At 61.4% G+C, this 26,506-nt stretch carries 26 protein-coding genes; 21 read left to right on the top strand and 5 right to left on the bottom strand.

Annotated elements, in window-relative coordinates; all coding sequences use genetic code 11:
* Positions 1 to 169 precede the first annotated feature (169 nt).
* Positions 170 to 1,255, top strand: coding sequence for a 3-hydroxyisobutyryl-CoA hydrolase (locus KY494_RS15465; RefSeq protein ID WP_219887431.1), 1,086 nt, complete (start codon positions 170 to 172; stop codon positions 1,253 to 1,255).
* Here KY494_RS15465 and rapZ read toward each other — a convergent pair whose 3' ends face one another.
* On the bottom strand, positions 1,256 to 2,119 hold the full coding sequence (gene rapZ / locus KY494_RS15460; RefSeq protein WP_071079719.1) for an RNase adapter RapZ: 864 nt from the start codon (positions 2,117 to 2,119) through the stop codon (positions 1,256 to 1,258).
* Positions 2,120 to 2,557: 438 nt separating this feature from the next.
* On the opposite strand from rapZ, the gene KY494_RS15455 reads away from it, so the two are divergent.
* Positions 2,558 to 3,565: an IS110 family transposase gene (locus tag KY494_RS15455; RefSeq protein WP_375143357.1), complete on the top strand. Its 1,008-nt coding sequence runs from the start codon at positions 2,558 to 2,560 to the stop codon at positions 3,563 to 3,565.
* Between the two features lie 23 nt (positions 3,566 to 3,588).
* Here KY494_RS15455 and hprK read toward each other — a convergent pair whose 3' ends face one another.
* The 4 genes from hprK to ilvA form a co-directional block, all read right to left on the bottom strand.
* Positions 3,589 to 4,524, bottom strand: a complete 936-nt coding sequence (gene hprK, locus KY494_RS15450) for an HPr(Ser) kinase/phosphatase (protein WP_034753337.1) — start codon at positions 4,522 to 4,524, stop codon at positions 3,589 to 3,591.
* Positions 4,525 to 4,560: 36 nt separating this feature from the next.
* Positions 4,561 to 5,043, bottom strand: a complete 483-nt coding sequence (locus KY494_RS15445; protein WP_071079718.1) for a PTS sugar transporter subunit IIA — start codon at positions 5,041 to 5,043, stop codon at positions 4,561 to 4,563.
* 343 nt (positions 5,044 to 5,386) lie between these two features.
* Positions 5,387 to 6,229 (bottom strand): NADPH-dependent 7-cyano-7-deazaguanine reductase QueF, encoded by an 843-nt coding sequence (queF, locus tag KY494_RS15440; protein WP_219887429.1) that lies wholly within the window; start codon positions 6,227 to 6,229, stop codon positions 5,387 to 5,389.
* A gap of 133 nt (positions 6,230 to 6,362) precedes the next feature.
* Positions 6,363 to 7,898 (bottom strand): threonine ammonia-lyase, biosynthetic, encoded by a 1,536-nt coding sequence (gene ilvA, locus KY494_RS15435; RefSeq protein WP_071079716.1) that lies wholly within the window; start codon positions 7,896 to 7,898, stop codon positions 6,363 to 6,365.
* 202 nt (positions 7,899 to 8,100) lie between these two features.
* On the opposite strand from ilvA, the gene KY494_RS15430 reads away from it, so the two are divergent.
* From KY494_RS15430 to KY494_RS15340, 19 genes are all read left to right on the top strand, one after another.
* Positions 8,101 to 8,592: a YqaA family protein gene (locus KY494_RS15430; RefSeq protein ID WP_219887428.1), complete on the top strand. Its 492-nt coding sequence runs from the start codon at positions 8,101 to 8,103 to the stop codon at positions 8,590 to 8,592.
* A 262-nt stretch (positions 8,593 to 8,854) separates the two neighbouring features.
* Positions 8,855 to 12,895: a DUF3683 domain-containing protein gene (locus KY494_RS15425; protein ID WP_219887427.1), complete on the top strand. Its 4,041-nt coding sequence runs from the start codon at positions 8,855 to 8,857 to the stop codon at positions 12,893 to 12,895.
* Between the two features lie 5 nt (positions 12,896 to 12,900).
* The gene (locus KY494_RS15420) at positions 12,901 to 13,344 is read left to right on the top strand and encodes an HIT family protein (RefSeq protein ID WP_258194941.1); all 444 of its coding nucleotides are present in this window, start codon (positions 12,901 to 12,903) and stop codon (positions 13,342 to 13,344) included.
* 9 nt (positions 13,345 to 13,353) lie between these two features.
* Positions 13,354 to 13,806 (top strand): gamma-butyrobetaine hydroxylase-like domain-containing protein, encoded by a 453-nt coding sequence (locus tag KY494_RS15415; protein WP_219887425.1) that lies wholly within the window; start codon positions 13,354 to 13,356, stop codon positions 13,804 to 13,806.
* A gap of 99 nt (positions 13,807 to 13,905) precedes the next feature.
* On the top strand, positions 13,906 to 14,250 hold the full coding sequence (locus tag KY494_RS15410) for a YciI family protein (protein WP_219887424.1): 345 nt from the start codon (positions 13,906 to 13,908) through the stop codon (positions 14,248 to 14,250).
* A gap of 2 nt (positions 14,251 to 14,252) precedes the next feature.
* A complete protein-coding gene (locus KY494_RS15405; protein ID WP_219887423.1) occupies positions 14,253 to 15,494 on the top strand; it encodes an RNA polymerase sigma factor in 1,242 nt (413 codons plus the stop codon).
* Between the two features lie 29 nt (positions 15,495 to 15,523).
* Positions 15,524 to 16,258 (top strand): bifunctional demethylmenaquinone methyltransferase/2-methoxy-6-polyprenyl-1,4-benzoquinol methylase UbiE, encoded by a 735-nt coding sequence (gene ubiE, locus KY494_RS15400; protein ID WP_219887422.1) that lies wholly within the window; start codon positions 15,524 to 15,526, stop codon positions 16,256 to 16,258.
* Between the two features lie 31 nt (positions 16,259 to 16,289).
* Complete coding sequence (locus KY494_RS15395; protein WP_219887421.1) at positions 16,290 to 17,234, top strand: Tim44 domain-containing protein; 945 nt, start codon at positions 16,290 to 16,292, stop codon at positions 17,232 to 17,234.
* Between the two features lie 152 nt (positions 17,235 to 17,386).
* Positions 17,387 to 18,025, top strand: a complete 639-nt coding sequence (locus KY494_RS15390; RefSeq protein ID WP_258194262.1) for an SCP2 domain-containing protein — start codon at positions 17,387 to 17,389, stop codon at positions 18,023 to 18,025.
* A complete protein-coding gene (gene ubiB / locus KY494_RS15385) occupies positions 18,022 to 19,593 on the top strand; it encodes a ubiquinone biosynthesis regulatory protein kinase UbiB (RefSeq protein ID WP_219136156.1) in 1,572 nt (523 codons plus the stop codon). Before KY494_RS15390 ends, ubiB begins: the two co-directional genes overlap by 4 nt.
* A gap of 19 nt (positions 19,594 to 19,612) precedes the next feature.
* On the top strand, positions 19,613 to 20,215 hold the full coding sequence (locus KY494_RS15380; protein WP_219887420.1) for a methyltransferase: 603 nt from the start codon (positions 19,613 to 19,615) through the stop codon (positions 20,213 to 20,215).
* Positions 20,216 to 20,305: 90 nt separating this feature from the next.
* Positions 20,306 to 20,614, top strand: coding sequence for an FmdB family zinc ribbon protein (locus tag KY494_RS15375; RefSeq protein WP_219136158.1), 309 nt, complete (start codon positions 20,306 to 20,308; stop codon positions 20,612 to 20,614).
* 40 nt (positions 20,615 to 20,654) lie between these two features.
* Positions 20,655 to 21,296 carry a DUF502 domain-containing protein gene (locus KY494_RS15370; protein WP_219136159.1) on the top strand — a complete coding sequence of 214 codons (642 nt, stop codon included), beginning with the start codon at positions 20,655 to 20,657 and terminating at the stop codon, positions 21,294 to 21,296.
* Between the two features lie 63 nt (positions 21,297 to 21,359).
* Entirely contained in the window at positions 21,360 to 23,162 is a 1,803-nt protein-coding gene (gene aspS / locus KY494_RS15365; RefSeq protein WP_168208495.1) for an aspartate--tRNA ligase, read from the top strand.
* Between the two features lie 85 nt (positions 23,163 to 23,247).
* The gene (gene nudB, locus KY494_RS15360; RefSeq protein ID WP_219887419.1) at positions 23,248 to 23,712 is read left to right on the top strand and encodes a dihydroneopterin triphosphate diphosphatase; all 465 of its coding nucleotides are present in this window, start codon (positions 23,248 to 23,250) and stop codon (positions 23,710 to 23,712) included.
* A gap of 19 nt (positions 23,713 to 23,731) precedes the next feature.
* Positions 23,732 to 24,025 (top strand): hypothetical protein, encoded by a 294-nt coding sequence (locus KY494_RS15355; RefSeq protein ID WP_072457749.1) that lies wholly within the window; start codon positions 23,732 to 23,734, stop codon positions 24,023 to 24,025.
* A 73-nt stretch (positions 24,026 to 24,098) separates the two neighbouring features.
* Entirely contained in the window at positions 24,099 to 24,920 is an 822-nt protein-coding gene (locus KY494_RS15350; RefSeq protein ID WP_141171535.1) for an endonuclease/exonuclease/phosphatase family protein, read from the top strand.
* 9 nt (positions 24,921 to 24,929) lie between these two features.
* A complete protein-coding gene (gene clsB, locus KY494_RS15345) occupies positions 24,930 to 26,093 on the top strand; it encodes a cardiolipin synthase ClsB (RefSeq protein WP_219887418.1) in 1,164 nt (387 codons plus the stop codon).
* Positions 26,090 to 26,479 (top strand): RNA-binding S4 domain-containing protein, encoded by a 390-nt coding sequence (locus tag KY494_RS15340; RefSeq protein WP_077398991.1) that lies wholly within the window; start codon positions 26,090 to 26,092, stop codon positions 26,477 to 26,479. The genes clsB and KY494_RS15340 overlap by 4 nt, the downstream gene beginning before the upstream one ends.
* Positions 26,480 to 26,506 lie beyond the last annotated feature (27 nt).

The raw sequence follows: 26,506 nt of genomic DNA, 5'->3' as shown, positions 1-26,506 counted from the left end.
TTTCTGACTTCCATAACCGGCCCTCTGCGGCGTTGCCCGCTGCTAGCAGTGCTCGCACTGCGTCGCAGCGGGCGCCTTGCATAGCATCCGGTTCTGTTCGTCATAAATTCACAATAATTTCCTGAGGATTACTTAGAATGTTTGCACTTTCACTTCTTTCCTGCCTGCCATGAGCAACTTCGTCCAGACCTCCATTCGCCACCGCACCGGACACATCGTGCTCGACCGTCCGAAAGCCTTCAATTCCCTGTCGCTGGAGATGGTGCGCGCCCTGAGTGCCGTCTTGCTGGCCTGGCGCGACGATCCGCAGGTGGACGCCGTCGTGATCCGTTCCAGCAGCGAGAAAGCGCTGTGCGCCGGTGGCGATATCCGTTTCTTTTACGATGCGGGCCTGGCTACGCCGCAAGGCGGCAGCGCGTTGCTGGAAGACTTCTTTACGGAAGAATACGCGTTAAATCATGTGATTCACTTCTATCCGAAACCGTATATCGCCGTGATGGATGGCGTGGTGATGGGCGGCGGCATGGGCGTGGCGCAAGCGGGGCCAGGCAACCGCCTGCGCATCGTCACGGGCCGCACTCGCATGGCCATGCCGGAAGTCAATATCGGCCTGTTCCCGGACGTGGGCGGCAGCTATTTCCTGTCCCGCCTGGCGGGCCAGCTGGGTCTGTACCTGGGCTTGACAGGCCTGACGATCAACGCGGCCGATGCCCTGTACACGGGCCTGGCCGATGTGTACCTGCCCGAGGCGCACATGGGAGCGCTGCTGGCCCTGTTCGAATCGACGCCGGGAGAGGCCTTGCCGGTGGCCATCAAGGCCTTGGCGGCACCGTTCCACGCCGAGGCGGGTATTTCTCCTCTGGCCGCGGCGCGCGCGGCGCTGGACCGCCACTTCAGCGCCCCTTCGGTGGCCGCCATCATGGTGTCGCTGGCGCAGGACGACAGCGCGTTCGCGGCGAAGGCCCTGGCGGCCATGCGCCTGCGTTCGCCCTTGATGATGTCGGTGACCCTGGAATTACTGCGGCGCGGTGCCCACCTGGGCGTGGCCGATTGCCTGCGCCTGGAGCGCAGCGTGGTGCGCCACAATTTCGCGCATGGCGAAGTGCTCGAAGGCGTGCGCGCGCTGGTGGTCGACAAGGACAATGCGCCGCGCTGGAACCCCGCCAGCCTGGACGAGGTCGATGCAGCCATGGTGGCGCGTTTCTTTGCGCCCGTCTGGCCGGCGTCAGCGCATCCGCTGCGCCACCTGGATTAACTAAGAGCGCTCGCGATGGCGCAGCACGACTCTTTCGTTGGGGCCGAAGTATTGCGCCAGCCGTTCCGCCATGTACACGGAGCGGTGCTGGCCGCCCGTGCAACCGAGCGCCACCGTCAGATAGCTGCGGTTGTCGGATTTGAATGACGGCAACCACTTCTCGATGAAGGCGCGGATGTCGGCCAGCAGTTCCAGCGCGCTTGGCTGCGCGTCGAGGAAGGCGATCACGGGCGCATCGCGTCCGTCGAGCGGACGCAGCGCCAGGTCGTAATAGGGATTCGGCAAGGCCCGCACGTCGAAGACAAAATCGGCGTCCAGCGGCACGCCCAGTTTGAAGGCGAACGATTCGAAGAACAAGGTCAGCGGCGCGCGTTCGGAGGCGACGATATCCTTGATCCAGGCGCGCAATTTATTGGCGCTCAGTTCCGAGGTGTCGATCACATGGCCCAATTGCTCGATGGCCGACAGGCGCTCGCGTTCTTCCGAGATGCATTCGATCAGGGTGCGGCGGCTGGCCGGGTTCTGGTTCGGACGCAATTCGTGCGACAGCGGATGGCTGCGCCGCGTTTCCGAGAAGCGCGCCACCAGCGAATGCGTGGTGGCCGTGAGGAACATCACCTTGACGTCGTGTCCCTGGTCGCGCAGCAGGGCCACATTGTGCGGCAGGCTGGCCAGCGACTCGGCACTGCGTGCATCGACGGCGACGGCCAGTTGCGGTGTGCCTTCGTCAAGCAAGGTTTGCACCAGGCTAGGCAGCAAGGCCGGCGGCAGGTTGTCGACACAATAGTAGCCGGTATCTTCCAGCACATTGAGCGCGACGGATTTGCCGGAGCCGGATATTCCGGTGATAAGGACGATATGCATACGTCGATCATACAATAAAGATCGACGTTGCGCTCCCGAGGCAATTAGCTTTACAAATTATTGCAATTTCATATGTGTATTTCGTAGGTCGGCTTAGCGCAAAGCGGTGCAGCAGGGAATTCACGCAGCATGGCTGCGTGCCTGCGTAACGGTCCTCGCTTGCAAGCGATGGCTCCTGCCGACACCCGCTAACAATGTCGTCGGATTACGCGGGGCTTTGCCCCACCTCGGCGGCCCCGCTAATCCGACCTTGTATTATTCCCCTCATGCCGTTCGTGGTATTGCGAACGGCATCGACCGCTGTCAAAATCTTGGTAGGCATATCAAGACCGGGTAACTGGATGCCGTATCCGCCCTTAGGCCCCGAGCCAGCTCCGTAGATCTCGCACCAGTTACCCATCCTCCATGTCAAGATCGGACAGTATCTTTGGCACCGGCATGCCGGTTAGCCCGCATTTGCAAGGTAGATCGCAAGAGGAACACAGCATGTTTAATTTAGGAATCGACGTTGCCAAGGCCAAGCTCGACTGCGCGCTGCGCCTACCCAACGGCAAGCATCGTAACAAGGTTGTCGAGAACAACCACACAGGATTCACTGCACTCAACGCATGGCTGCTGAAGCACGCTGCCGGCAACCCCAGGGTGTGCATGGAAGCGACTGGCACCTATTGGGAAGGGGTGGCCGAATATCTCGCTGGACTTGGCATGGTGGTCAGTGTCATCAATCCGGCCCAGATCAAGGCCTTCGGCGCTTCGCGCCTGGTGCGCACCAAGACCGACAAGGTCGACGCACAACTGATCGCCGACTTCGCCCACGAACGCCAGCCAGAGCCCTGGCTGGCGCCATCGCCCGCCGAGCAATCGCTGCGCGCGTTGGTGCTGCGCCTGGATGCCCTGCAGGCGATGCGCCTGCAGGAAAGCAACCGGCTTGAAGTCGCGCGCGCGGCGGTACGCCAGGGTATCGCGGATCATATTGCCTGGCTCGACGCCGAGATCAAGGCGCTGATCCTGGCGATCCGCCGCCATATCGATGACGACCCGGATTTACGCGACAAGCGCGAACTGCTCGATAGCATCCCTGGCCTGGGCGAGCGGACGATTCCGGTACTGCTGTCCTACTACGCCAATCCGGACCGCTTCGACAGCGCCAAGCAGGCGGTAGCGTTTGCGGGACTCGACCCGCGCCAGCACGAGTCGGGTTCCAGCGTGCGTGGCAAGCCACGCATGTCGAAGGTTGGCCACAGCTTCCTGCGCAAGGCACTGTACATGCCGGCCATGGTGGCAGTCCATAAGACGCCTTGGGGCAAGCGCTTCGGTCAGCGCCTGCGTGACGCCGGCAAGGCGCCCAAGCTGATCATCGGCGCCATGATGCGCAAGCTGGTGCATGTGGCATTTGGTGTGCTCAGGTCGGGAAAAATATTTGATCCGGCCTTGCATGCCGCTTGACGGGGATAACAGTATCTACGTTGTTAATCGCCACTCATTGCCAATCTCTGCCGTTCCATGAACTCCTGCAAGGTATCGATGCCGCGCAGTTGCAGAATCGTGTTGCGCACGGCCGCTTCCAGCAGCACGGCGATGTTGCGGCCGGCGGCGACGGGGATGACAACTTTGCGCACGGGCAAGCCGAGCACGTCCTCCGTGGGGAACAGGAAGGGCAGGCGCTCGACTTCTTCCTCCAGCGCGTTGCGGCGCACCAGGTGCACGATCAGTTTCAAACGCATCTTGCGGCGCACGGCCGTTTCGCCAAAGATGGCCTTGATGTCGAGCAAGCCCAGGCCCCGTACTTCCAGCAGGTTTTGCAGCAGGGGCGGGCAGCGGCCTTCGATCATGTTGGGTGCGATGCGCGAGAATTCCACGGCGTCATCGGCCACCAGGCCGTGACTGCGCGAAATCAGTTCCAGGCCCAGCTCGCTCTTGCCCAGGCCCGAATCGCCCGTGATCAGCACGCCCACGCCCAGCACGTCCATGAACACGCCATGCATGATGATGCGCTGCGCCAACTTTTTCGACAGGTAGACGCGCAGGAAGTCGATCACTTGCGCGGCCGGCAGCGGGGTCGAGAACAGGGGAATGTTTTGCTCGTCGCAGATGGCGAGGATGTCGGGCGGCGTTTCCAGCCCTTGCGCGATGATCAGCGCGGGCGGACCGCCGGCGATCAGCTCGCCGATCACGTGGGTGCGCGTGTTGACCTTCAGGCGCTGATAATAATTGATTTCCTGGTGACCGAAGACCTGGATGCGGCCCGGATGGATCAGGTTCAAGTGGCCCACCTGGTCGGCGGCCGACGAGACGTCGCCCGAGATCAGGCGTTCGCCGCCGGGAAAACCGGCGAACCAGCCCAGTTGCAGACTTTCACGATTATCGTCGTACAGGCGTTGTATCGTCAGCGGCGTTTGCAACATGGCAGTCTTCTTCAGGAGTGGAGGAATACCTGAAGTTTAACCCGCCGCTTGCAGACTGGGTTGCCAATTGACGATGCGCGAATGCACGGATTTCGGTTCCGGATCCGTGGCCAGCGCCGTGCGGAAGGCATCGTCGGAAAACATTTCAGCGATTTCCGACAAAATTTCCAGATGTTGCTGGGTGACATGATCGGGAATCAGCAGGAAGAACAGCAGATTGACGGGCTTGCCATCGGGCGACTCGAACGGAATCGGCTCGGCCAGGCGCACGAAGGCGCCCAGCGGCGCTTTCAGGGTCTTGCTGCCTTTGACTCTGCCATGCGGCACGGCTACGCCATGGCCCAGGCCTGTCGAGCCCAGGCGTTCGCGGGCAAACAGATTGTCCGAAACGGTAGAGCGGGCGATGCCGTAATTGTTTTCGAAGATCAGGCCGGCTTGCTCGAAAGCGCGCTTTTTACTGGAGACTTCCAGGTCCAGCAGGACGTTTTCGAGGGATAATATTTTGCTAAGATTAGTCATGACACTCAATGAAATGGTGCAATGCGCAGAGGGCTTGCGAGCCGAATTATAGGCCTGTTTCCGCGGCCTGTAACGCCAATTCTCAACAGTATACGCCCGCTGCGGGCGCAGTGGGCGCTACAGCCCATGTAGCCATCATTTTAGCAAAAAAATAACATCGGGGTGTATCGGCTATTTCTTGATTAAAAACACGCGGCGAACAGATTTTTCCGCCGCCGAATGCCGATTTTCCGATTTTTCAGCGTCTTTGACATGCACTAGGGCACTACTGCAACGTTGTTTTAAAACACAGCCAACATTCCTGTTGGCATGATTTCAAGGTATTGCGCGGTGTTGCTTTGGATTACTGGCGCGCATTGCGCAGATTGCCCGGCATCGTGCCCGTGCTGTAGTTGCTGCGCCACGGATTGATATCGAGCCCGCCGCGGCGCGTATAGCGCGCATACACGGACAGTTTTTGCGGCTTGCACTGGCGCAAGATATCGACAAAGATGCGCTCCACGCATTGCTCATGGAATTCATTGTGCTCGCGGAAACCGATCAGGTAGCGCAGCAGGCTTTCCTGGTCGATTTGCGGTCCCGCATACGCGATCTGCACGCTGCCCCAGTCGGGCTGGCCCGTCACCAGGCAATTTGATTTGAGCAGGTGCGAGACGAGTTTTTCTTCCACCGGTGCTTCATCGAGCGCCGCCTTCAACAGCAGCGGCGACGGCGTGTATTGCGTGATTTCCAGGTCCAGGCGGTCCAGCAGCACGCCGTCGAATTCACCCATTTTCAGCTTGCCGAAGTCTTCCTGCAAGGTCAGTTCCACTTGCACGGGCGCGCCAAAGCCGTTCGACAAATCCTGCTTGAGCAGGGCCAGCAGGGCATCCGGGCTGTCCAGTTTGGTCTGGTTGAACGAGTTCAGGTAGAGCTTGAACGATTTCGATTCGATGATGTTGGGCGAATCGGCCGGCGCGCTGACCTTGGCAATGGCCACCTGCGGCTTGCCGCGCTGGTTCAGCCACGACAGTTCGTACGCGTTCCAGATATCGAGGCCGAAAAACGGTAACGTACCGTGCAGCTCCAGCTCGTCGCGCTTGCCCTGGCGCGGAATCGGAAACAGCAATTCCGGTGCGTAATCGGTACGGTAGGCGGAGCTTTTGCCCAGGGGAGATTGTTCGGCGAGGTCGTTGGTGGTGGTCATGGTGATGGCGTGAATTCAGTCAAGCACGCATGGTAGCCTATTTCAACCCAACAGCGACGGCTGGGGTCGGACCCTCAGGGGGAATACGGCCCAATGGGACGTATTCCGATCGCGAAGCGACTGACCCCTTCTTTTACCCCAAAAACAGCTTATACACAGGATTGCTGCTCTCATCCCAGTAACGATAGCCGAGGGTATCGAGGAAGCGGGCGAATTCTCCCATCTCGTCGGGCGGCACTTGCAGGCCCACCAGGATGCGGCCCACGTCGCCGCCCTGGCTGCGGTAATGGCACAGGGAAATATTCCAGTTCGGCGCCATGCTGTCGAGGAAGCGCATCAGCGCACCGGGGCGCTCGGGGAACTCAAAGCGGTACAGCAGCTCGTCCTGCGCCAGGCGGCTCTTGCCGCCCACCAGATGGCGGATGTGCGACTTGGCCAGCTCGTCGTGCGTCAGGTCCAGCGTCTTGAATTCATGCTCCTCGAATTTCTTCGCCATCGCCCCGGATTCATGCCGGTCGGCAATCTGGATGCCGACGAACACATGCGCGGCTTTTTCATCGCTGATGCGGTAGTTAAATTCCGTCACGTTGCGCGCGCCGATGAGCGAGCAGAAACGTTTGAAGCTGCCCCGCTGTTCGCGCATGGTGACGGCAAACACGGCTTCGCGGAACTCGCCCAGCTCGGCACGCTCGGCAACGAAGCGCAGGCGGTCGAAATTCATGTTGGCGCCGCAGGCGATGGTGACCAGCGTCTGGTTGACGATGGGGTGCTTGCTCAGGCTGGCCCGCTCCACGTAGGCCTTGGCACCCGCGATGGCCAGCGCGCCGGCCGGTTCCAGAATGGAGCGCGTATCCGTAAACACATCCTTGATGGCGGCGCAGATGGCGTCCGTGTCGACGATGATGATGTCATCCACATATTGCTGCGCCAGGCGGAAGGTTTCCTCGCCCACCAGGCGCACGGCCGTGCCGTCCGAAAACAGGCCCACGTCGGGCAGGGTCACCCGTTCGCCCGCTTTCAGCGAGCGCGCCATGGCGTCCGAATCGACCGTTTGCACGCCGATGATCTTGATGTCGGGGCGAATCTGTTTCACGTACGCAGCCACGCCGGCGATCAGGCCGCCGCCGCCGATGGCGACGAAGATGGCGTGGATGGGACCGGAATGCTGGCGCAGGATTTCCATGCCGATCGTGCCCTGGCCGGCGATCACGTCCGGATCGTCGAACGGGTGCACGAAGGTCAGCTTCTGTTCTTTTTCCAGGGTCAGCGCGTGGTTGTAGGCGTCCGTGTAGGACTCGCCGTGCAGCACGATTTCCACATGCACGCCGCCGCGCGCCTTGACGGCGTCGATCTTGACGGGGGGCGTGGTGGTGGGCATGACGATGACGGCACGGCAGCCCATGCGCGCGGCCGACAGGGCCACGCCTTGGGCATGGTTGCCGGCCGAGGCGCAAATGACGCCGCGCTTGCGTTCCGCATCGCTGAGCTGGGCCATCTTGTTGTAGGCGCCGCGAATCTTGAAGCTGAACACGCTCTGCATGTCTTCGCGCTTGAAGTAAATCTGGTTGTTCAGGCGCTGCGACAGGGCAGGGGCCAGTTCCAGCGGCGTTTCGGTGGCGACGTCATAGACGCGGGCGGTCAGGATTTTCTTGAGGTAGTCGATGTTCATAGTCTGCTAGCAAGTGATTCTGGGCCAGAAAGGTACTGGAGCGTGTCGGTCGATAGCGGCGGCGCGGCGGCGGATAGCCTGGCGACAAATAATGCTCTGTGGAACTAGGGGCCGGTGAGCCCTGGCTGCTTGGCGCGGATTGTGCGGCGCGCAAGCTGCTCTTCATTATAATGGAGAGCCTTACCGCATCGCGAAGTGTTCCATGATCGAATCCGCAATCGCCTGGCTGCTGCAGCTGATCGCAGCACCGGAAGTCGGGCTGACCTCGGTCTTTCTGATCAGCTTTATTTCCGCCACCCTCTTGCCGCTCGGCTCGGAACCGGCCGTATTTGCCGTCATCAAGGCCAATCCCGCACTGTTCTGGGCCGTCATCGGCGTCGCCACCCTGGGCAATACCCTGGGCGGCATCGTCGACTACTGGATGGGCTACCGGGCCAAGCAGGCGTTCGCCAAGGAGCGCGACACGCGCTGGTTCCGTTGGCTGGCCCGCTATGGCGCCAAGACCATGCTGCTGGCCTGGCTGCCCATCGTGGGCGACCCCCTGTGCACCCTGGCTGGCTGGCTCAAGCTGCCATTCTGGCCCAGCGTGGTCTACATGGCCATCGGCAAGTGCGCGCGCTACCTGAGCATGACGGTTTTGCTGCTGTACGTGCCCGATGGCGTATGGCACCGGATCGGGCAAATGCTGGCGTGATGGCGATGGGGCGTATTGCAACGCCTGTTTGCCCTATTTTGGGCCGCTTGATAGTTTGTGGCTGAGTCCGATTCTTGGCATTTTTGCGTCAAAAAATCATGGAAACTGGTTTTTTATTCATGCAAAAGTAGGCTTTCCCGTATTTGCTATGGTAGCCGATGAGGTGCTTAAACCTTAGGCGGGCTAAGGCTGTTCCCGCATGGTGCGGCGCAATAAGATAAAATGGTCCTTTAGGGTCCAGTCCACATCGTCACCACACTCCATGAACGCTCCCGCACATATCCAAGCTTTACTGGCAGAAACGCCGAATGGTCCCGCAGCAAGCCGCCTGCGCGAAATCCCGTATAACTACACGTCGTTTTCCGATCGCGAGATCGTCATACGCCTGTTGGGGGAGGACTCCTGGCGCCTGCTCGACGAGTTGCGCGGCGCCCGTCAGACGGGCCGTTCGGCCCGCATGCTGTATGAGGTGCTGGGCGATATCTGGGTCGTGCGCCGCAATCCCTACCTGCAGGATGACTTGCTGGACAACCCGAAGCGCCGCCAGGGTTTGATCGATGCCTTGCATCACCGCCTGGCCGAAGTCGACAAGCGCCGCTTGGGCATCGATGCGGCCGGCGGCGACGTCGCGGCCAGTGGCGAAGCGCCCGAAGTGGCCAAGGCGCGCAGCGCCAACGTGGAACTGCTGCTGAAGGCTGCCAGCAAGGCCGTGGCCGACTTCGGCGACGAATTCCGCAAGACCTACGATTTGCGCAAGCGCACGGTCAAGGTGCTGGGCCGCTACACGGAAAAGCACAATGTGCGCTTCGACGGCATGACGCGCGTGTCGCACGTGACGGACGCCACCGACTGGCGCGTCGAATACCCGTTCGTCGTGCTCACGCCCGACACGGAAGAGGAAATGGCCGGCCTGGTCAAAGGCTGCATCGAGCTGGGGCTGACCATCATCCCGCGCGGCGGCGGCACCGGCTACACGGGCGGCGCGATTCCCCTGACGCCGATGTCGGCCGTCATCAACACGGAAAAACTCATTACCCTGGGCGCCGTGGAAATGACGGTCTTGCCGGGCCTCACGCACGAATACGCGACGATCCATTCGGGCGCGGGCGTGATCACCAATAAAGTCTCGGAAGCGGCGGAAAAGGCCGGTTTCGTGTTTGCCGTCGATCCGACCTCGGCCCACGCTTCTTGCATCGGCGGCAATGTCGCCATGAATGCGGGCGGCAAGAAGGCCGTGCTGTGGGGTACGGCGCTCGATAACCTGGCTTCGTGGCGCATGGTCGACCCGAACGGCGACTGGCTCGACGTGACGCGACTCGACCATAACCTGGGCAAGATCCACGATATCGCACTGGCACGTTTCCAGCTGGAATGGCGTCACCCGAGCACGCGCGACGCGACGAAACCGAACGCGCCGTTCAAGACGGAAATCCTGGAAATTCCTGGCCGCAAGTTCCGCAAGGAGGGCCTGGGCAAGGACGTGACGGACAAATTCCTCGCCGGCTTGCCGGGCATCCAGAAGGAAGGCTGCGACGGCCTGATCACGTCGGCGCGCTGGATCTTGCACAAGATGCCGAAATTCGCCCGCACCGTCTGCCTGGAATTCTTTGGCCAGGCGCGCGATGCGATCCCGTCGATCGTGGAAATCAAGGATTACCTCGATGGCTTGCCGGCCAAGGGCGAGCAATACACGACCATCCGCCTGGCGGGCCTGGAACACCTGGACGAGCGCTACCTGCGCGCCGTCGGTTACGCCACCAAGTCGAAGCGGGGCGTGCTGCCGAAGATGGCCCTGTTTGGCGACATCGTCGGCGACGATGAAAACGCCGTCGCGCAAGCGGCGTCGGAAGTGGTGCGCATCGCCAACACCCGTGTGGGCGAAGGTTTTGTGGCCGTCAGCCCCGAAGCGCGCAAGAAATTCTGGCTCGATCGCGCCCGCACGGCGGCGATCGCCAAGCACACCAACGCCTTTAAAATCAATGAAGACGTGGTGATTCCGCTCAATCGCATGGGCGAATATACGGATGGCATCGAGCGCATCAATATCGAACTGTCGATCAAGAACAAGCTGCAACTGGCCGATGCCCTGAGCGAATTCTTTGCCAAGGGTAACTTACCCATTGGCAAGAGTGACGATGCGTCGGACGACCGCGTCGATGACGCGGAAATGCTGGGCGACCGCGCCGAGCAGGCGCAGCAGTTGCTGGCGCAAGTCACGGCACGCTGGACCTGTCTGCTGGCCCAGCTGGACCGTCCGCTGGCCGATGTGAAGGGCGAACTGGCTGAACTGGGCATGGAGCGTTTGCTGCCCGTCTTCGATGCACGCCTGGAAACACAGCCGGACGCCACCCTGTTCGACGTGGTGCAGGACCGCACCGTGCGCATCACGTGGAAGCAAGAGATCCGCGCCCAGCTGCGCCAGATCTTCAATGGCGCCGCGTTCAAACTGATCCTCGACGAAGCGACGGCGATTCACGCGCGCATCTTGCGTAGCCGCGTGTTTGTCGCGCTGCACATGCATGCGGGCGACGGCAACGTGCACACGAACTTGCCCGTCAACTCGGACAATTACGACATGCTGCAGGATGCCCACGCCGCCGTGGGTCGCATCATGATCCTGGCCCGCTCGCTCAATGGCGTCATTTCCGGCGAACACGGTATCGGCATCACCAAGCTGGAATTTTTGACGGAAGAAGAAATCGGCGAATTCCGCAGCTACAAGCAGCGCATCGACCCGGAAGGCCGTTTCAATAAAGGCAAGTTGCTGAATCTGCCGGGCATGGGCGCCGACTTGCGCAATGCCTATACGCCATCGTTCGGCCTGATGGGGCATGAGTCCTTGATCATGCAGCAAAGCGATATCGGCGCCATCGCCGACAGCGTCAAGGATTGCTTGCGCTGCGGCAAGTGCAAACCCGTGTGCGCAACCCACGTGCCGCGCGCCAATTTGCTGTACTCGCCACGCGACAAGATTTTGGCGACCTCGTCCCTGATCGAAGCCTTCCTGTACGAAGAGCAGACGCGCCGCGGTATTTCCATCAAGCATTGGGAAGAGTTCGAAGACGTGGCCGACCACTGCACGGTGTGCCATAAATGCGTCACGCCTTGCCCCGTCAACATCGACTTCGGCGACGTGTCGATGAACATGCGTAACTTGCTGCGCAAGATGGACAAGAAAAGCTTCAATCCGGGCACCAAGGCGACGATGCTGTTCCTCAACGCCACCGATCCCGTGACCATCAATGCCACGCGCAAGGTCATGATCGACTGGGGCTACAAGGCGCAGCGCCTGGGCCACGATCTGCTGAAGAAGTTTGCCAAGAAGCAAACCAAGGCGCCGCCGCCATCGACGGGCAAGCCGCCCGTCAAGGCGCAGGTGATTCACTTCATCAACAAAAAGATGCCGGGCAACTTGCCGAAGAAAACGGCGCGCGCGTTGCTCGACATCGAAGATGATAAAGTCATTCCGATCATCCGCAATCCGAAGACGACCACGGCCGATACGGAAGCCGTGTTTTACTTCCCCGGTTGCGGTTCGGAACGGCTGTTCTCGCAAGTGGGCCTGGCGACGCAAGCGATGCTGTGGGAAGTGGGCGTGCAGACGGTCTTGCCGCCTGGCTACCTGTGCTGCGGTTATCCGCAGCGGGGTGCGGGTGAGTTCGACAAGGCCGAGAAGATGATGACGGACAACCGCGTCCTGTTCCACCGCATGGCCAACACGCTCAATTACCTGGACATCAAGACGGTGCTGGTGTCGTGTGGCACCTGCTATGACCAGCTGGCAACCTACCAGTTTGAAAAGATTTTCCCCGGCTGCCGCATCATGGATATCCATGAGTATTTGCTGGAGAAAAACGTCAAGCTGGAAGGCGTCAACGGCACGCGCTATATGTACCACGAGCCATGCCACAATCCGATGAAGTTGCAGGAATCGGGCAAGACCATCAATTCCCTGATCAGCACGGTGGACAACGTGAAGATCGAGAAAAATGAGCGTTGCTGCGGCGAATCGGGTTCGCTGGCCGTCACGCGTCCCGACATTTCCACGCAAGTGCGTTTCCGCAAGGAAGAAGAGATGGTCAAGGGCGCCGACAAGCTGCGCGGCGACGGTTTTACCGGCGACGTAAAAATCCTCACCAGCTGCCCGTCGTGCCTGCAAGGACTCTCGCGCTACAATGATGATTCGGGCACGACGGCCGACTACATCGTTGTCGAGATCGCCAAACACTTGCTGGGAGAGAACTGGATGCCGGATTATGTGAAGCGCGCCAATGACGGCGGCATCGAACGGGTGCTTGTGTGAGTTCCTTGACCTGCGATCTGTGCAGCTTGCTGGACGGCTACGCCAACAAGCAGGGTCTGGAGACCTTGCTGTGGCGCAGCGAACGCTTGTCCGTGGTGGCCGTCGATGATCCAAGCTACCCCGGCTTTTGCCGCGTGATCTGGAACAAGCACGTGAAGGAAATGACGGATTTGACGCCGGGCGAGCGCAATTACGTCATGGAAGTCGTGTGGCAAGTCGAGCTGGCCGTGCGTGAAGTGATGCAGCCAGAAAAGGTCAATCTGGCCAGTTTCGGCAACATGACGCCGCACGTGCACTGGCACGTGATTCCCCGCTACCGCGACGATGCGCATTTCCCGAACCCCAGCTGGGCGGTGGTCCAGCGCGAGACGGCGCCGGAAGTACTGGCCACGCGCCGCGCCCTGTTGCCAGCACTGCGCGCCGCCATCATTCAACGTTTATCCGCATAAAGTATCGTCATGACTGAAAAAACAGCAACACCCCAACCGACCGGCTTGACCGTGCACAACCAGTCGCGCGTGCTCGATGTGGCCTTCGACGATGGCAGCACATTTACGTTGCCGTTCGAATACCTGCGCGTGTATTCGCCGTCGGCCGAAGTGCAGGGCCATGGCAAGGGCCAGGAAACCTTGCAATTAGGCAAGCGCCTCGTCGGCATCACGGGTCTGGAGCCGGTCGGCAACTACGCCGTGCAGCCGACCTTCAGCGATGGCCACAATTCCGGCCTGTACACCTGGGCTTATCTGCACAAGCTGGGCGCGCAGCAAGCGACATTGTGGCAAGCCTACCTGGACCAGCTGGCGGCGGCCGGCTACCCCGGCGACAGCGGCCGCGACGCGAAGGCCGACATGACGGTCAAGCAATCTTCCGGCGGTCATATTCACGGCCCAAGTTGCGGGCATAAACACTAAGGTGAAAAAAATAATGCGGTAAGCTTGTCGGATTGCCGCATATCCATTCGTCGTATGAATGCCCGCGCTTGCGGGCATTTTTCTTTTGGAGAAGAGACTATGGAATACCTGATCCTGATCTACGCCGACGAATCCCGTTATGCATCCATGCCAGAAGGGCAGATGGCCAGCCTGATGGCCGACTTTGCCTGTTATACACAGGCACTGGAAGCGGCCGGCGTGCTGCGCGGCGGGGCCGAGCTGGCGCCCGTGGGCAGCGCCACCTGCGTGCGGGTGCAAAATGGCAAGCCCGTCATTACGGATGGGCCGTTCGCGGAAACCAAGGAGCAACTGGGCGGCTATTACCTGCTCGATTGCGCCCACCTGGACGAGGCGCTGGCCTGGGCCGGGCGTTGCCCCGTGGCCTCGCTGGGCACCATCGAAGTGCGGCCTGTCACGGCATAGCCATGGCAAGCGATGCCATTGCGGCCGTCGAACACGTCTTTCGTCAGGAAAAGGGCAGGGTGCTGGCCGGCCTGATGCGGCGTTTCGGCGACCTGGGCCTGGCGGAAGATGTGTTGCAGGAAGCGTGCCGCAAGGCACTGGAACTGTGGCCGCAAACGGGCATCCCCGACAATCCCGCCGCCTGGCTCAGTGCCGTGGCGCGCAACGCAGGCCTCGACCACGTGCGCCGCGCGGGCAAGAGCGTGCCGGACGGCGAAGCCCTGCTGTCGTGCCTGCCTGCTGCCGTGATGGAAGAAACACAAGCCATCGAGGATGATCGGCTGCGCCTGCTGTTCATTTGTTGCCATCCTGCGCTGGCGCCCGAGGCGCAGGTGGCGCTGGCCCTGCGCACCTTGTGTGGCTTGTCCACGGCCGAGATCGCGCGCGCCTTCGGCGTGGCGGAGGCGGCCCTGTCGCAGCGCCTGTTGCGCGCCAAACGCAAGATCGCCGAAGCGCGCATTGCCTTCGAGTTGCCGCCAGCGCAAGACTGGCCGCCACGGCTGGCGCAAGTGTTGCATGTCATCTATCTGGTGTTCAGCGAAGGCTATTGCGCCAGCGGCGGCGATAGTTTGCTGCGCGCCGACCTGTGCGCGGAAGCGCTGCGCCTGGGACGGCTGCTCGACAGCCTGCAGCCGGGGCAGCCGGAAGTGCAGGGGCTATTGGCCCTGATGCTGCTGCAGGCGTCGCGCGGTCCGGCCCGCCTGTCGCCAGACGGTGAACTGCTGACCCTGGAAGAGCAGGAGCGGCGCCTGTGGGATGACGCGCTGATCGCGGAAGGGCTGGCGTTGCTGGAGCAGGCGATGGCCGTCCGAACGCCAGGGCCTTACCAATTGCAGGCCGCCATTGCCGCCTTGCACGCCCGAGCGCCCACGGCCAGCCAGACGGACTGGCGCCAGATCAGCGCCCTGTACGGCGCCTTGCTGCGGCACAAGCCGGAACCGTTGATCTTGCTCAATGCGGTGATTGCCTGCGCCATGGCGCACGGCGCCGCACATGGCCTGGCGTGGCTGGAACGGCTGGAAGCCGTGCCCAGCCTTGCCAACTCGCATTATCTGCATGCGGCCCGGGCCGACTTTCTGCGCCGCCAGGGTGATCGTGCCGGTGCGCTGGCGGCGTATGCGCAGGCGGCAATGCTGGCTTCAAATGTAGTGGAAAGGCAATACCTTCTCCGGCGTCACGGGGAAATGCGCCTGCCGCTTGTATAATGCGTGCAAGTTCAAACAGACTGCCTACCATGACCAATACGACCCATTTCGGATACAAAACAGTTGCAGAAGACGACAAAGTGCGCGAAGTCGCCAAGGTGTTCCATTCCGTCGCTGCCAAATACGACGTGATGAACGACTTGATGTCGGGCGGGCTGCACCGTCTGTGGAAGACGTTCACCATTGCCAACGCGGGCGTGCGCCCCGGCTTCAAGGTGCTCGACATCGCCGGCGGCACGGGCGACCTGTCGAAGGCGTTTGCCAGGCAGGCGGGTCCTACCGGTGAAGTCTGGTTGACCGATATCAATGAATCGATGTTGCGCGTGGGCCGCGACCGCCTCTTGAATCGCGGCTTGCTCACCCCCACCTTGTTGTGTGACGCGGAAAAACTGCCGTTCCCCGATAATTATTTTGACCGTGTCAGCGTGGCCTTTGGCTTGCGCAACATGACGCACAAGGATGTGGCGCTGGCGGAAATGCGCCGCGTGCTGAAACCGGGCGGCAAGCTGCAGGTGCTGGAGTTTTCCAAGGTGGCGGCACCGCTGCAAAAGCCGTATGACCTGTATTCGTTCTCGGTCTTGCCGTGGTTCGGACAGAAAATCGCCGGCGACGCGGAAAGCTATCGCTACCTGGCCGAATCGATCCGCATGCACCCGGACCAGGAAACGCTGAAGACCATGATGGAAACGGCGGGCCTGGAGCGCGTGCAGTACTACAATTTGACGGCAGGCATTGCCGCTTTGCATACCGGCATCAAGATGTAATTCACCCTTGCCGGTGATTTTAGGAGATGGAATGAAATTGAAGAAATTTATGGTCGGCATGATGCTGGCCGCGACCACGGTATCCATGCTGGGCGAGGCGCTGGCCCGTCCGATGGGCGGTGGCCGCTCGTTTGGCCGCCAATCGCAAAACGTGGGCCGCCAGGCGCCCGCACCGGCGCCGACCCCGGCTCCGGCTGCCGCGCCACGTCAGGCGCAACCTGCGCCAGCGCCTGCACCGGCACCCGCCGCCAAGGCGCCGAGCCGCTGGAAGGGGCTATTGGGCGGCGCACTGCTGGGCCTGGGCCTGGGCGCGCTGCTGTCGCATTTCGGCCTGGGCGGCGCCCTGGCCAGCATGATCAGTACCCTGCTGATGGTGGCTTTGCTGGCTGGCGTGGCCTTCTTCATCTACCGCATGGTGCGCGGCAAGCGTGACGGCAACACCAGCGGCAATGCGCCGTTCAGCGGCTTTGGCGGCAACCAGCCTGCGCCAGCGGGCAACGTGCCCGACATTGGTTCGGGCATTCCACCGCTGCCGCCGTTGCAGCCCGCCTCGTCCGGCGTCGGCCTGGACAAGCCAGCAGAGGTTGCCGCGCCATGGGGCGTGCCAAGCGACTTCGACAAGGAAGCCTTCCTGCGCCACGCGAAAAGCAATTTTATTCGCCTGCAAGCGGCCTGGGACAAGGCCGACGTCAACGATATCCGTGAATTCACGTCGCCGGAAGTGTATGGGGAACTGCGCATGCAGATCCAGGAACGGGGCGCGCAGCCGGACTTTACCGATGTCGTCACCATCGATGCCGAATTGCTCGGTATCGAGACGAGCGTCAACGATTACCTGGCCAGCGTGAAGTTTACGGGTCTGATCCGTTCGGCGCCGGGCGCGGCAGCCGAGCCGTTCGCGGAAGTGTGGAATATGTCGAAACCCGTCAGCGGCAACAGCGGCTGGGTCTTGGCAGGCATTCAGCAATTGAATTAATTGTCAAAACTTGCTGAATAATGGCTTAAGTTCAGGCGCAATGCGTGATGCTTGACAGATATTTCCTGCTGAACTGGTAAGATCGAAACCGCCCACGTTGTTTTACGGGCGGTTTTTTCTTTTTAGGGGCGCGCGCGGCGCGCAGTATATAAATGGCACCACTTTCCGATCTCTCCCTGATGACGCCCGTCATCGCGACCATCAACCATTTGCTGGCGCAGGAGCCGTGGGCGCGCCAGCAGCTGGCCGTGCACGCCGGCAAGCTGGCCTGCATCGATACGGGCGCCGTGGCCTTGCGCCTGCGCGTCGACAGTGCCGGCATGCTGGAAACGGCGCCGGCCGACATGCCGGCCAACGTCACCATCCGCGTGAAATTGTCCGATGTGCCGCTGATCCTGCAAAACCGCGAGCGGGCGTTTTCGTATGTGAAAATCGAAGGCGATGCCGAGTTTGCCAATGCGATTTCGCAATTGAGCAAGGGTTTGCGCTGGGAAGCCGAGCACGACCTGGAAAAGGTAGTCGGCCCCATGCTGGCCACGCGCCTTGTTTCCGGCGCGAAGGATGCCGTCGCCTTCGTGCGCACGGGCCAGCAAAAGCTGGCGGAAAACGTGGCCGAATATTTTCTCGACGAACAGCCCATGCTGATCCGTCCTTCCACCCTGCAAGAGTACTCCGCTGGCGTGACGCGCGTGCGCGATGATGTCGAACGCCTGGCCAAGCGCCTTGCCCGGCTGGAAAAGGCGGCCGCCGCCGTCCAGCCGCAGTCCTCCTCACCGGATTTGTCTACATGATATTGAAATTTCTGCGCCTGTTTAAAATCATCCGTGTTTCCATCAAGTACGGTCTGGATGAGATAGCGATTTCTGGTCTGCAAGTTCCCCGCACCGCCAAATTGATCGACACCCTGATTTTCTGGCGCGACCTGTCGTCGCCACGGGGCATGCGCCTGCGCCTGGCGCTGGAAGAGCTAGGCCCCATTTTCGTCAAATTCGGGCAAGTGCTGTCGACGCGGCGCGATCTGATGCCGCCCGACATCGCCGAAGAACTGGCGCGCCTGCAAGATCGCGTGCCGCCGTTCGATTCCGACCTGGCCATCGCGCAAATCGTCAAGTCACTGGGCGCGCATCCGGATCAGTTGTTTGCCCACTTCGAGCGCGAGCCGGTGGCGTCCGCCTCGATTGCCCAGGTGCACTTCGCCACCCTGAAAGATGGCCGCGAAGTGGCCGTGAAGGTCTTGCGTCCAGGCATGAAAAAGCTGATCGACGAAGACGTGGCCCTGATGCACATCGCGGCCGACTGGACCAGCCGCCTGTGGGCCGACAGCAAGCGCCTGAAACCGAAAGAGGTGGTGGGCGAGTTCGACAAATACCTGCACGACGAGCTGGACCTGATGCGCGAGGCGGCCAACGCCAGCCAGCTGCGCCGCAACTTCGCCAACTCGGACTTGCTGATGGTGCCGGAAATGCACTGGGATTATTGCTCCAGCAGCGTCATCGTCATGGAACGCATGGTGGGCATTCCCGTGTCGCAGATCGACCGCCTGGTGGCGGCCGGCGTGGATTTGCGCAAACTGTCCAGCGATGGCGTGGAAATTTTCTTCACGCAAGTGTTCCGCGACGGCTTTTTCCATGCGGATATGCATCCGGGGAATATTCTCGTGTCGATCGCGCCCGAATCGTTCGGCCGCTACATCGCGCTGGACTTCGGCATCGTGGGAACGTTGAACGATTACGACAAGGATTATCTGTCGCAAAACTTCCTCGCCTTCTTCCGCCGCGACTACAAACGCGTGGCCGAGGCGCACATCGAATCGGGCTGGGCGCCGAAAGACACGCGCGTCGATGAACTGGAAGCGGCCGTGCGCGCCTGCTGCGAACCGATCTTCGACCGTCCGCTGAAAGATATTTCTTTCGGACAAGTCTTGCTGCGGCTGTTCCAGACCTCGCGCCGCTTCAACGTGGAAGTGCAGCCGCAGCTGGTGCTGCTGCAAAAGACCTTGCTCAATATCGAAGGCCTGGGCCGCCAGCTCGATCCGGAACTGGACCTGTGGCAAACGGCCAAGCCGTATCTGGAAAAATGGATGAGCAACCAGGTGGGGCCGCAAGGTTTCATGGAACGCCTGCGCGCCGAGGCGCCCCGTTATGCGCACATCTTCCCGCAACTGCCGCGTTTGCTGCACCAGGCCTTGACCGTGCATGGCGAACCGCGTGAAAACGACGTGGAACTGATGAAAACCTTGCTGGCGGAACAACGCCAGACGAACCGCTTGCTGAGCTTTATCGTGTACTTCGTGGGCGCCTTCGCGCTCGGCGCGCTGGGCTTGCAAGTGTTCATGCGCTGGCATCAACTGCCGTTTTAACTCGCTGAGGACGTAAGTGATGGCTGACTTCCATACCCGCGATCCGCTCTCGCCCGCTTTCTGGGACGAGCGTTTCGAGAAGCAATTCACGCCCTGGGACCACGGCGGCGTGCCGGCGCGCCTGCGCAGCTTCGTGGCCGGCTGCCCGGCGCCGCTGCGCTGCCTGATTCCCGGCTGCGGCTGCGCGTATGAACTGGTTTTCATGCTCGATCACGGCTGGGATGCCACTGCCATCGATTTTTCGCCGGCCGCCGTGGCCGCCGCGCGCGCCGTCGTCGGTGCGCGGGCAGGGCAGGTGGTGGAAGCCGATTTCTTTGCCTGGCAACCCGCAGCGCCGCTGGACCTGATCTATGAACGGGCGTTTTTGTGCGCCATGCCGCGCGCCATGTGGCCGCAAGTGGCGGCCCGCTGGGCGCAGCTGCTGGCGCCGGGCGCCATGCTGGCCGGCTACTTTTTCTTTGACGACAATGCCAAGGGGCCGCCATTTGGCATATCGCGTGAGACACTGCAGGAATTGCTGGCGCCGCATTTCGACTGCCTGGCCGATGAAGCCGTCGATGATTCCATCGCCGTCTTCGCCGGCAAGGAGCGCTGGATGAGCTGGCGCCGCCGGGCGGACTGAGGCGGCAACGGTCGCGGCCGGGCATTTTCCGCTGAGAATGGCGGAAAAGCTTTATAATTCAGGGTTTTTGATGATTTTCTCGGAGTAGAGATGCCGATTTATGCTTACCGTTGTGACGAGTGTGGTTTTGCCAAGGACGTCTTGCAAAAGATCTCCGATCCAGTACTGACGGTGTGCCTGTCGTGCGGCAAGCCCAGTTTCAAGAAACAATTGACGGCCGCCGGTTTCCAATTGAAGGGCACTGGCTGGTACGCGACCGATTTCCGCGGCGGCACGGCGCCCACCACGGCCATTCCGACGGGCCCGGCCGATGGCGCCAAGCCCGCCCCGGCCGCCGAGAGCGCGCCTGCTGCGGCAGCTGCGTCCGCCCCGGCTGCCGCTGCGCCGAAAGCGGACTGAAAAGCGCGCCGCGCCGATACGTTCCATTACCGAGAAACCGATGCGTAAATACTTTATTACCGGATTACTGATTTTGGTACCCCTGGCCATTACGGCCTGGGTGCTGAATCTGGTGATCAGCACGATGGACCAGTCGCTGTTGCTGGTGCCCGGCAGTACGAAGCCCAGCATATGGTTCGGCCACCAGGTTCCCGCGCTGAACAGCATTCCCGGCCTGGGCACGGTATTGACGGTACTGATCGTGTTCTTCACGGGCTTGTTGACGAATAACCTGGTCGGCAATTACGTGGTGAAACTGTGGGAAAAATTGCTGCAACGCATACCCATCGTCAACTCCCTGTACTCCAGCGTCAAGCAAGTGTCCGATACCTTGTTTTCCCCGTCGGGCAATGCCTTCCGCAAGGCCGTGCTGGTGCCGTATCCGCATCAGAATTCCTGGACCATCGCTTTCCTGACCGGCGTGCCGGGCGGCGATGCGGCGAACCACCTGGTGGGCGACTATGTCAGCGTGTACGTGCCGACGACGCCGAATCCGACGTCAGGCTTTTTCCTGATGATGAAACGCAGCGATGTCGTCGAACTCGACATGAGCGTCGATGCGGCGCTCAAATATATCGTCTCGATGGGCGTGGTAGCGCCTGCGGAAGTTGTTGCTGTACCGGCCCCGGCAGCCAAAGAATAAAGGCAGGCGTCCCACGCGGGACGTGGCCGGATTGAACACTCACTAACCTGAACTGAGAATTTTATGTCTATGCGTACTGAATACTGCGGCCTCGTCACCGAAGCCATGCTGGGACAAACCGTCAGCCTGTGCGGCTGGGTACATCGCCGCCGCGACCACGGCAGCCTGATTTTCATCGACTTGCGCGACCGTGAAGGCCTGGTGCAAATCGTCTGCAACCCGGAACAAGCGGAGATGTTCAAGGTCGCCGAAGCCGTGCGCAATGAATTCTGCCTGCGCGTGACGGGCGTCGTGACGAACCGTATCGAAGGCACCATCAACAACAACCTGAAATCGGGCAAGATCGAAGTGGTCTGCTCGGAACTGGAAGTGCTGAACCCGTCCGTGCCCGTGCCGTTCCAGCTCGATGACGACAACCTGTCGGAAACGACGCGTCTGACGCACCGTGTGCTGGACCTGCGCCGCCCGCAAATGCAGAATAACCTGCGCCTGCGCTACAAGGTGACGATGGAAGTGCGCAAGTACCTCGACGCGCTGGGCTTCATCGACATCGAAACGCCGATGCTGACCAAGTCCACGCCAGAAGGCGCGCGCGACTACCTGGTGCCGTCGCGCGTGAACGCGGGCAGCTTCTTCGCCTTGCCGCAATCGCCACAGTTGTTCAAGCAACTGTTGATGGTCGCTAACTTCGACCGTTACTACCAGATCACCAAGTGCTTCCGCGACGAAGACTTGCGCGCTGACCGCCAGCCAGAATTCACGCAGATCGATTGCGAAACCTCGTTCCTGACGGAACAGGAAATCCGCGACCTGTTCGAAGACATGATCCGCGTCGTGTTCAAGAACACCCTGAACATTGACTTGCCGAACCCGTTCCCGGTGATGGATTTCGCCGAAGCGATGGGCCTGTATGGTTCCGACAAGCCGGACATGCGCGTCAAGCTGGCCTTCACGGACTTGACCGAAATCATGAAGACGGTCGAATTCAAGGTCTTCAACGGCGCCGCCAACATGAAGGGTGGCCGCGTGGTGGCCCTGCGCGTGCCGCAAGGCGGCAGCATGCCCCGTTCGGAAATCGACGCCTACACGCAATTTGTCGCCATCTACGGCGCCAAGGGCCTCGCTTACATCAAGGTCAACGAGAAAGCCAAGGGTCCTGAAGGCTTGCAGTCGCCGATCGTCAAGTTCCTGCCTGCCGACGTGCTGGCCACGATCCTTGAGCAGACGGGCGCGCAAGACGGCGACCTGATCTTCTTCGGCGCGGACAAGGCCAAGGTCGTCAACGACGCCATCGGCGCGCTGCGCGTGAAAATCGGTCACAGCGAGTTCGGCAAGAAAGCCGGCCTGTTCGAAGACGTGTGGAAGCCATTGTGGGTGGTCGACTTCCCGATGTTCGAGCACGACGAAGAAGCGGACCGCTGGACGGCGACCCACCATCCGTTCACGGCACCGAAAGACGGCCATGAAGACATGCTGGAAACCAATCCGGGCGCCTGCATCGCCAAGGCCTACGACATGGTCTTGAACGGCTGGGAACTGGGTGGCGGTTCGATCCGTATCCACCGCGAAGAAGTGCAAAGCAAGGTCTTCCGCGCATTGAAAATCGATGCCGAAGAAGCGCAGCTGAAGTTCGGCTTCCTGCTCGACGCCCTGCAATACGGCGCGCCACCGCATGGCGGCCTGGCATTCGGCCTGGACCGTATCGTGACCATGATGACGGGTTCCGATTCGATCCGCGACGTGATCGCCTTCCCGAAAACCCAGCGCGCCCAGTGTCTGCTGACACAAGCGCCGTCGGAAGTGGACGAGAAGCAATTGCGCGAGCTGCACATCCGTTTGCGCGGCGCCGAGCCAAAAGTAGCGTAATGCAGCATGCGGCCGCTGCGGCGGCCGCTGTCTGATAATGCTATGCAAAAAGAGGCGCTGTCGAGGCGCCTTTTTCATTGTTGATATGACTCATAAAATTCCCGTTTCCGTGCTGGTCGTCATTCATACGGCTGATCTGGACGTCTTGCTGATCGAGCGCGCGGGCCAGCCCGGTTTCTGGCAATCGGTGACCGGTTCCGTCGACGCCGTCGACGAACCGCTGCTGCAGACGGCAGCGCGCGAATTGTGCGAGGAGACCGGCATCGTCGTCGATGGGCACGACATCGTGCTGCGCGACTGGAACTTGTCGAATGTGTACGAGATCTATCCGATCTGGCGCCACCGCTATGCGCCCGGCGTGACGCGCAACACGGAACACGTGTTCAGCGTGCAAGTGCCGCGCGACACGCTGATTACGCTGAGTCCCCGCGAACACTTGCAATACGCGTGGCTGCCGTATCTGGCGGCGGCCGACCGCTGTTTCTCGTCGTCCAACGCGGAAGCCATTTTGCAATTGCCGGCCATGACGGGCCTGGCGCGCCCCACCTGATTTCCCTAGAAAGCATTCCATGTTGAACTGGTTACATTTGACTGCGCAGCAAAAATTGCTGGGCACCCTGGGCATTGTGTTCTGCCTGTGTTTTATCTTCCTGCTGTTCAGCTCCACCGTGCCTGGCCGCACGCCGCCCATCGGCATGCCGCTGATGGCGATCGGCTGGCTGCTGCATCCGGGCGCGTTTGCCAAGGGCAAGCGCACGGTGGCCTGGCGCGGCGCACCGTTGCTGGTCAAGATCGTCTGGGCGGCCGGCATTACCGCGCTGCTCGTCAGCGTGACGGCGGGCGTGGGACGCATGCTGGCGTGATTGTGTGCGTTTAGGTGCGCACGCGCACCTACGCTGGCGCCGCGCGGGGGCTGTCTGGGAGTAGAATCAAGGCATGAAAATCCGCGTAGCAACTTATAATATCCACAAGGGCGTCTCCTCCGTGCGGGGCTTACCCCGCGTGCACGCCTTGAAGCAGGCGATTGCCCTGTTCCATGCCGATGTCGTCTTCCTGCAGGAGGTACAAGGCAAGCATGACCGCAATGCGGCCCGCTATGGCGCCGAGAACAACGGCCACAAGCATTGGCCGGAAGCATCGCAGCATGAATTCTTTGCCGGCGCCGAGCACCATTCCGCGTATGGCATGAATGCCGTGTATGACCATGGCCACCACGGCAACGCCTTGCTGAGCAAGTTTCCCATCGCCTCGCAAACCAACCACGACGTGTCCGACCATGCCTACGAGCAGCGCGGCATCCTGCATTGCGTGCTCAAGACGCCGCAGGCCGACGTGCATTGCTATGTGGTGCACCTGGGCCTGTTTGAATCGGGACGGGGCCGCCAGACGCAGGCGCTGATCGATGCCGTCCTGGAATCGGCGCCGAATGGCGAGCCCGTCATCATCGCGGGCGACTTCAACGATTGGCGCAACACGCTCAGCGACAAGCTGCGCAATGCGCTCGGCGTGGTCGAGGTATTCGACCAGCGTGCGTCGAACTCGGCCCTGGGCGACCTCGTGCGCACCCTGGCGCGGCGCCAGACGAAAACACCGGTGCCCGTACCGGCGCGCACCTTTCCCGCCGCCTTGCCTTGGTTCCGCCTGGACCGCATCTATGTGCGCGGTTTCCACGTGGAAGGCGCGCAAGTGATGCATGGCACTCTGTGGGCAAAATTGTCGGACCATGCGCCGATAGTTGCTGCCTTGAAACTCGCGTAGACTGCCGGCATGCGCACAGTCAATTTCATCGCCCACAACGACATCCAGCTGCTGTGTTGCGGCACCGATTATTTTCCCGCTTTGATAGCCGCCATCGATGGCGCGCGCTCGGAAGTGTATTTCGAGACGTATATCTTTGCCGATGACGCGACGGGCACCCTGGTGCTCGACGCGCTCAAGCGTGCCGCCGCGCGCGGCGTGCTGGTGTGCATGATCACGGACTGGTTCGGCACGGGCAACCGCCGCGTGAAAGCCATGCATGCGCAGCTGGAAGCGGCCGGCGTGCATCACCGTATCTTCAACCCGTGGTTCCGGCGCGGCATCACGCGCACGCACCGCAAGATTTGCGTCGCTGATGGAGAAATTGCCCTGGTGGGCGGCATCAATATCAACGACGATATGTTTTGCGATTACGACCACAGCATCAGCCTGGAAGCGCCGCGCTGGGACTTCGCCGTGCAGGTGAAGGGCCCGCTGGTGGACGCCATCCATGAAGAGGCGCATGCACAGTGGGCGCGACTGGGCAAGATGAACCTGGTGCGGCGTATCAAGCTGTATCGCAAGATGCGCGTGGTCAGCAAGGAGCTGGCGAAGAACCCCGTCGTGGCCGGCTTCGTCGTGCGCGACAACCTGCGCAACCGCCGCACCATCCAGCGCGCCTACCTGCAGGCGCTGGGCCAGGCGAGGAAAAGCGTGATGCTGGCCAACCCGTATTTCGCGCCCGGACACAAGCTGCGCCACGCCCTGGCCCAGGCGGCCCAGCGGGGCGTCGACGTGGTCCTGCTGATCGGCGTGGGCGAGTTCCGCATGCAAGATGCCGTGGCGCACTCGTTTTATCCGAAACTGCTGGCCGCCGGCGTGAAAATCGTCGAATACCGCAAGACGCAGCTGCACGCCAAGGTGGCCGTGGTCGACGATGACTGGGCGACGGTGGGTTCGAGCAATATTGACGCGCTGAGCCTGTTCCTGAACCAGGAAGCGAACGTGGTCATCAAGGACGTGGCGTTCGCCCAAAGCCTGCGCCAGCACATCGAGCAGGGCGTGGCCGACGGCATCGTGATTCACCAGGACGATTTCAAGCACATCGGCCGTGTCCGGCGCATCGGCTACGAAGCCGCCTTCCTCGTGTACCGGCTGGTGATGCGCATTTTTTCAGTAGGCAAGTACGCATGAACGAGATGACAACGGTAAGGCTGGATAAATGGCTGTGGGCGGCGCGCTTCTTCAAGACGCGCTCGCTGGCCAGCGAGGCCGTCGATACGGGCAAGGTCAAAGTGGGCGGCGAGCGCGTGAAACCGGCGCGCAGCCTGCGCGTGGGCGACGAGCTGGCCATCGACAATGGCGCGGAAACGTGGGAAGTGGCCGTGCTGGGCCTGTCCGACAAGCGCGGCGCGGCGCCCGTGGCGCGTCTGCTGTACGGAGAAACACCGGCCAGCATCGCCCGCCGCGAGCAGCTGGCGGAGGAGCGCAAGCTGTTCCGCGAGCCGGGCACCACCATCAAGGGGCGGCCGACCAAGCGCGACCGCCGTCAACTGAGCAAGGCAGGCGACCTTTCCTGAGGCACGCTTGTTGCTGTCAGGCAAGGG

Source organism: Janthinobacterium sp. PAMC25594 (assembly GCF_019443505.1).
Lineage (GTDB): Bacteria > Pseudomonadota > Gammaproteobacteria > Burkholderiales > Burkholderiaceae_D > Janthinobacterium.
This window is presented reverse-complemented; position numbering and strand designations above follow the sequence as displayed.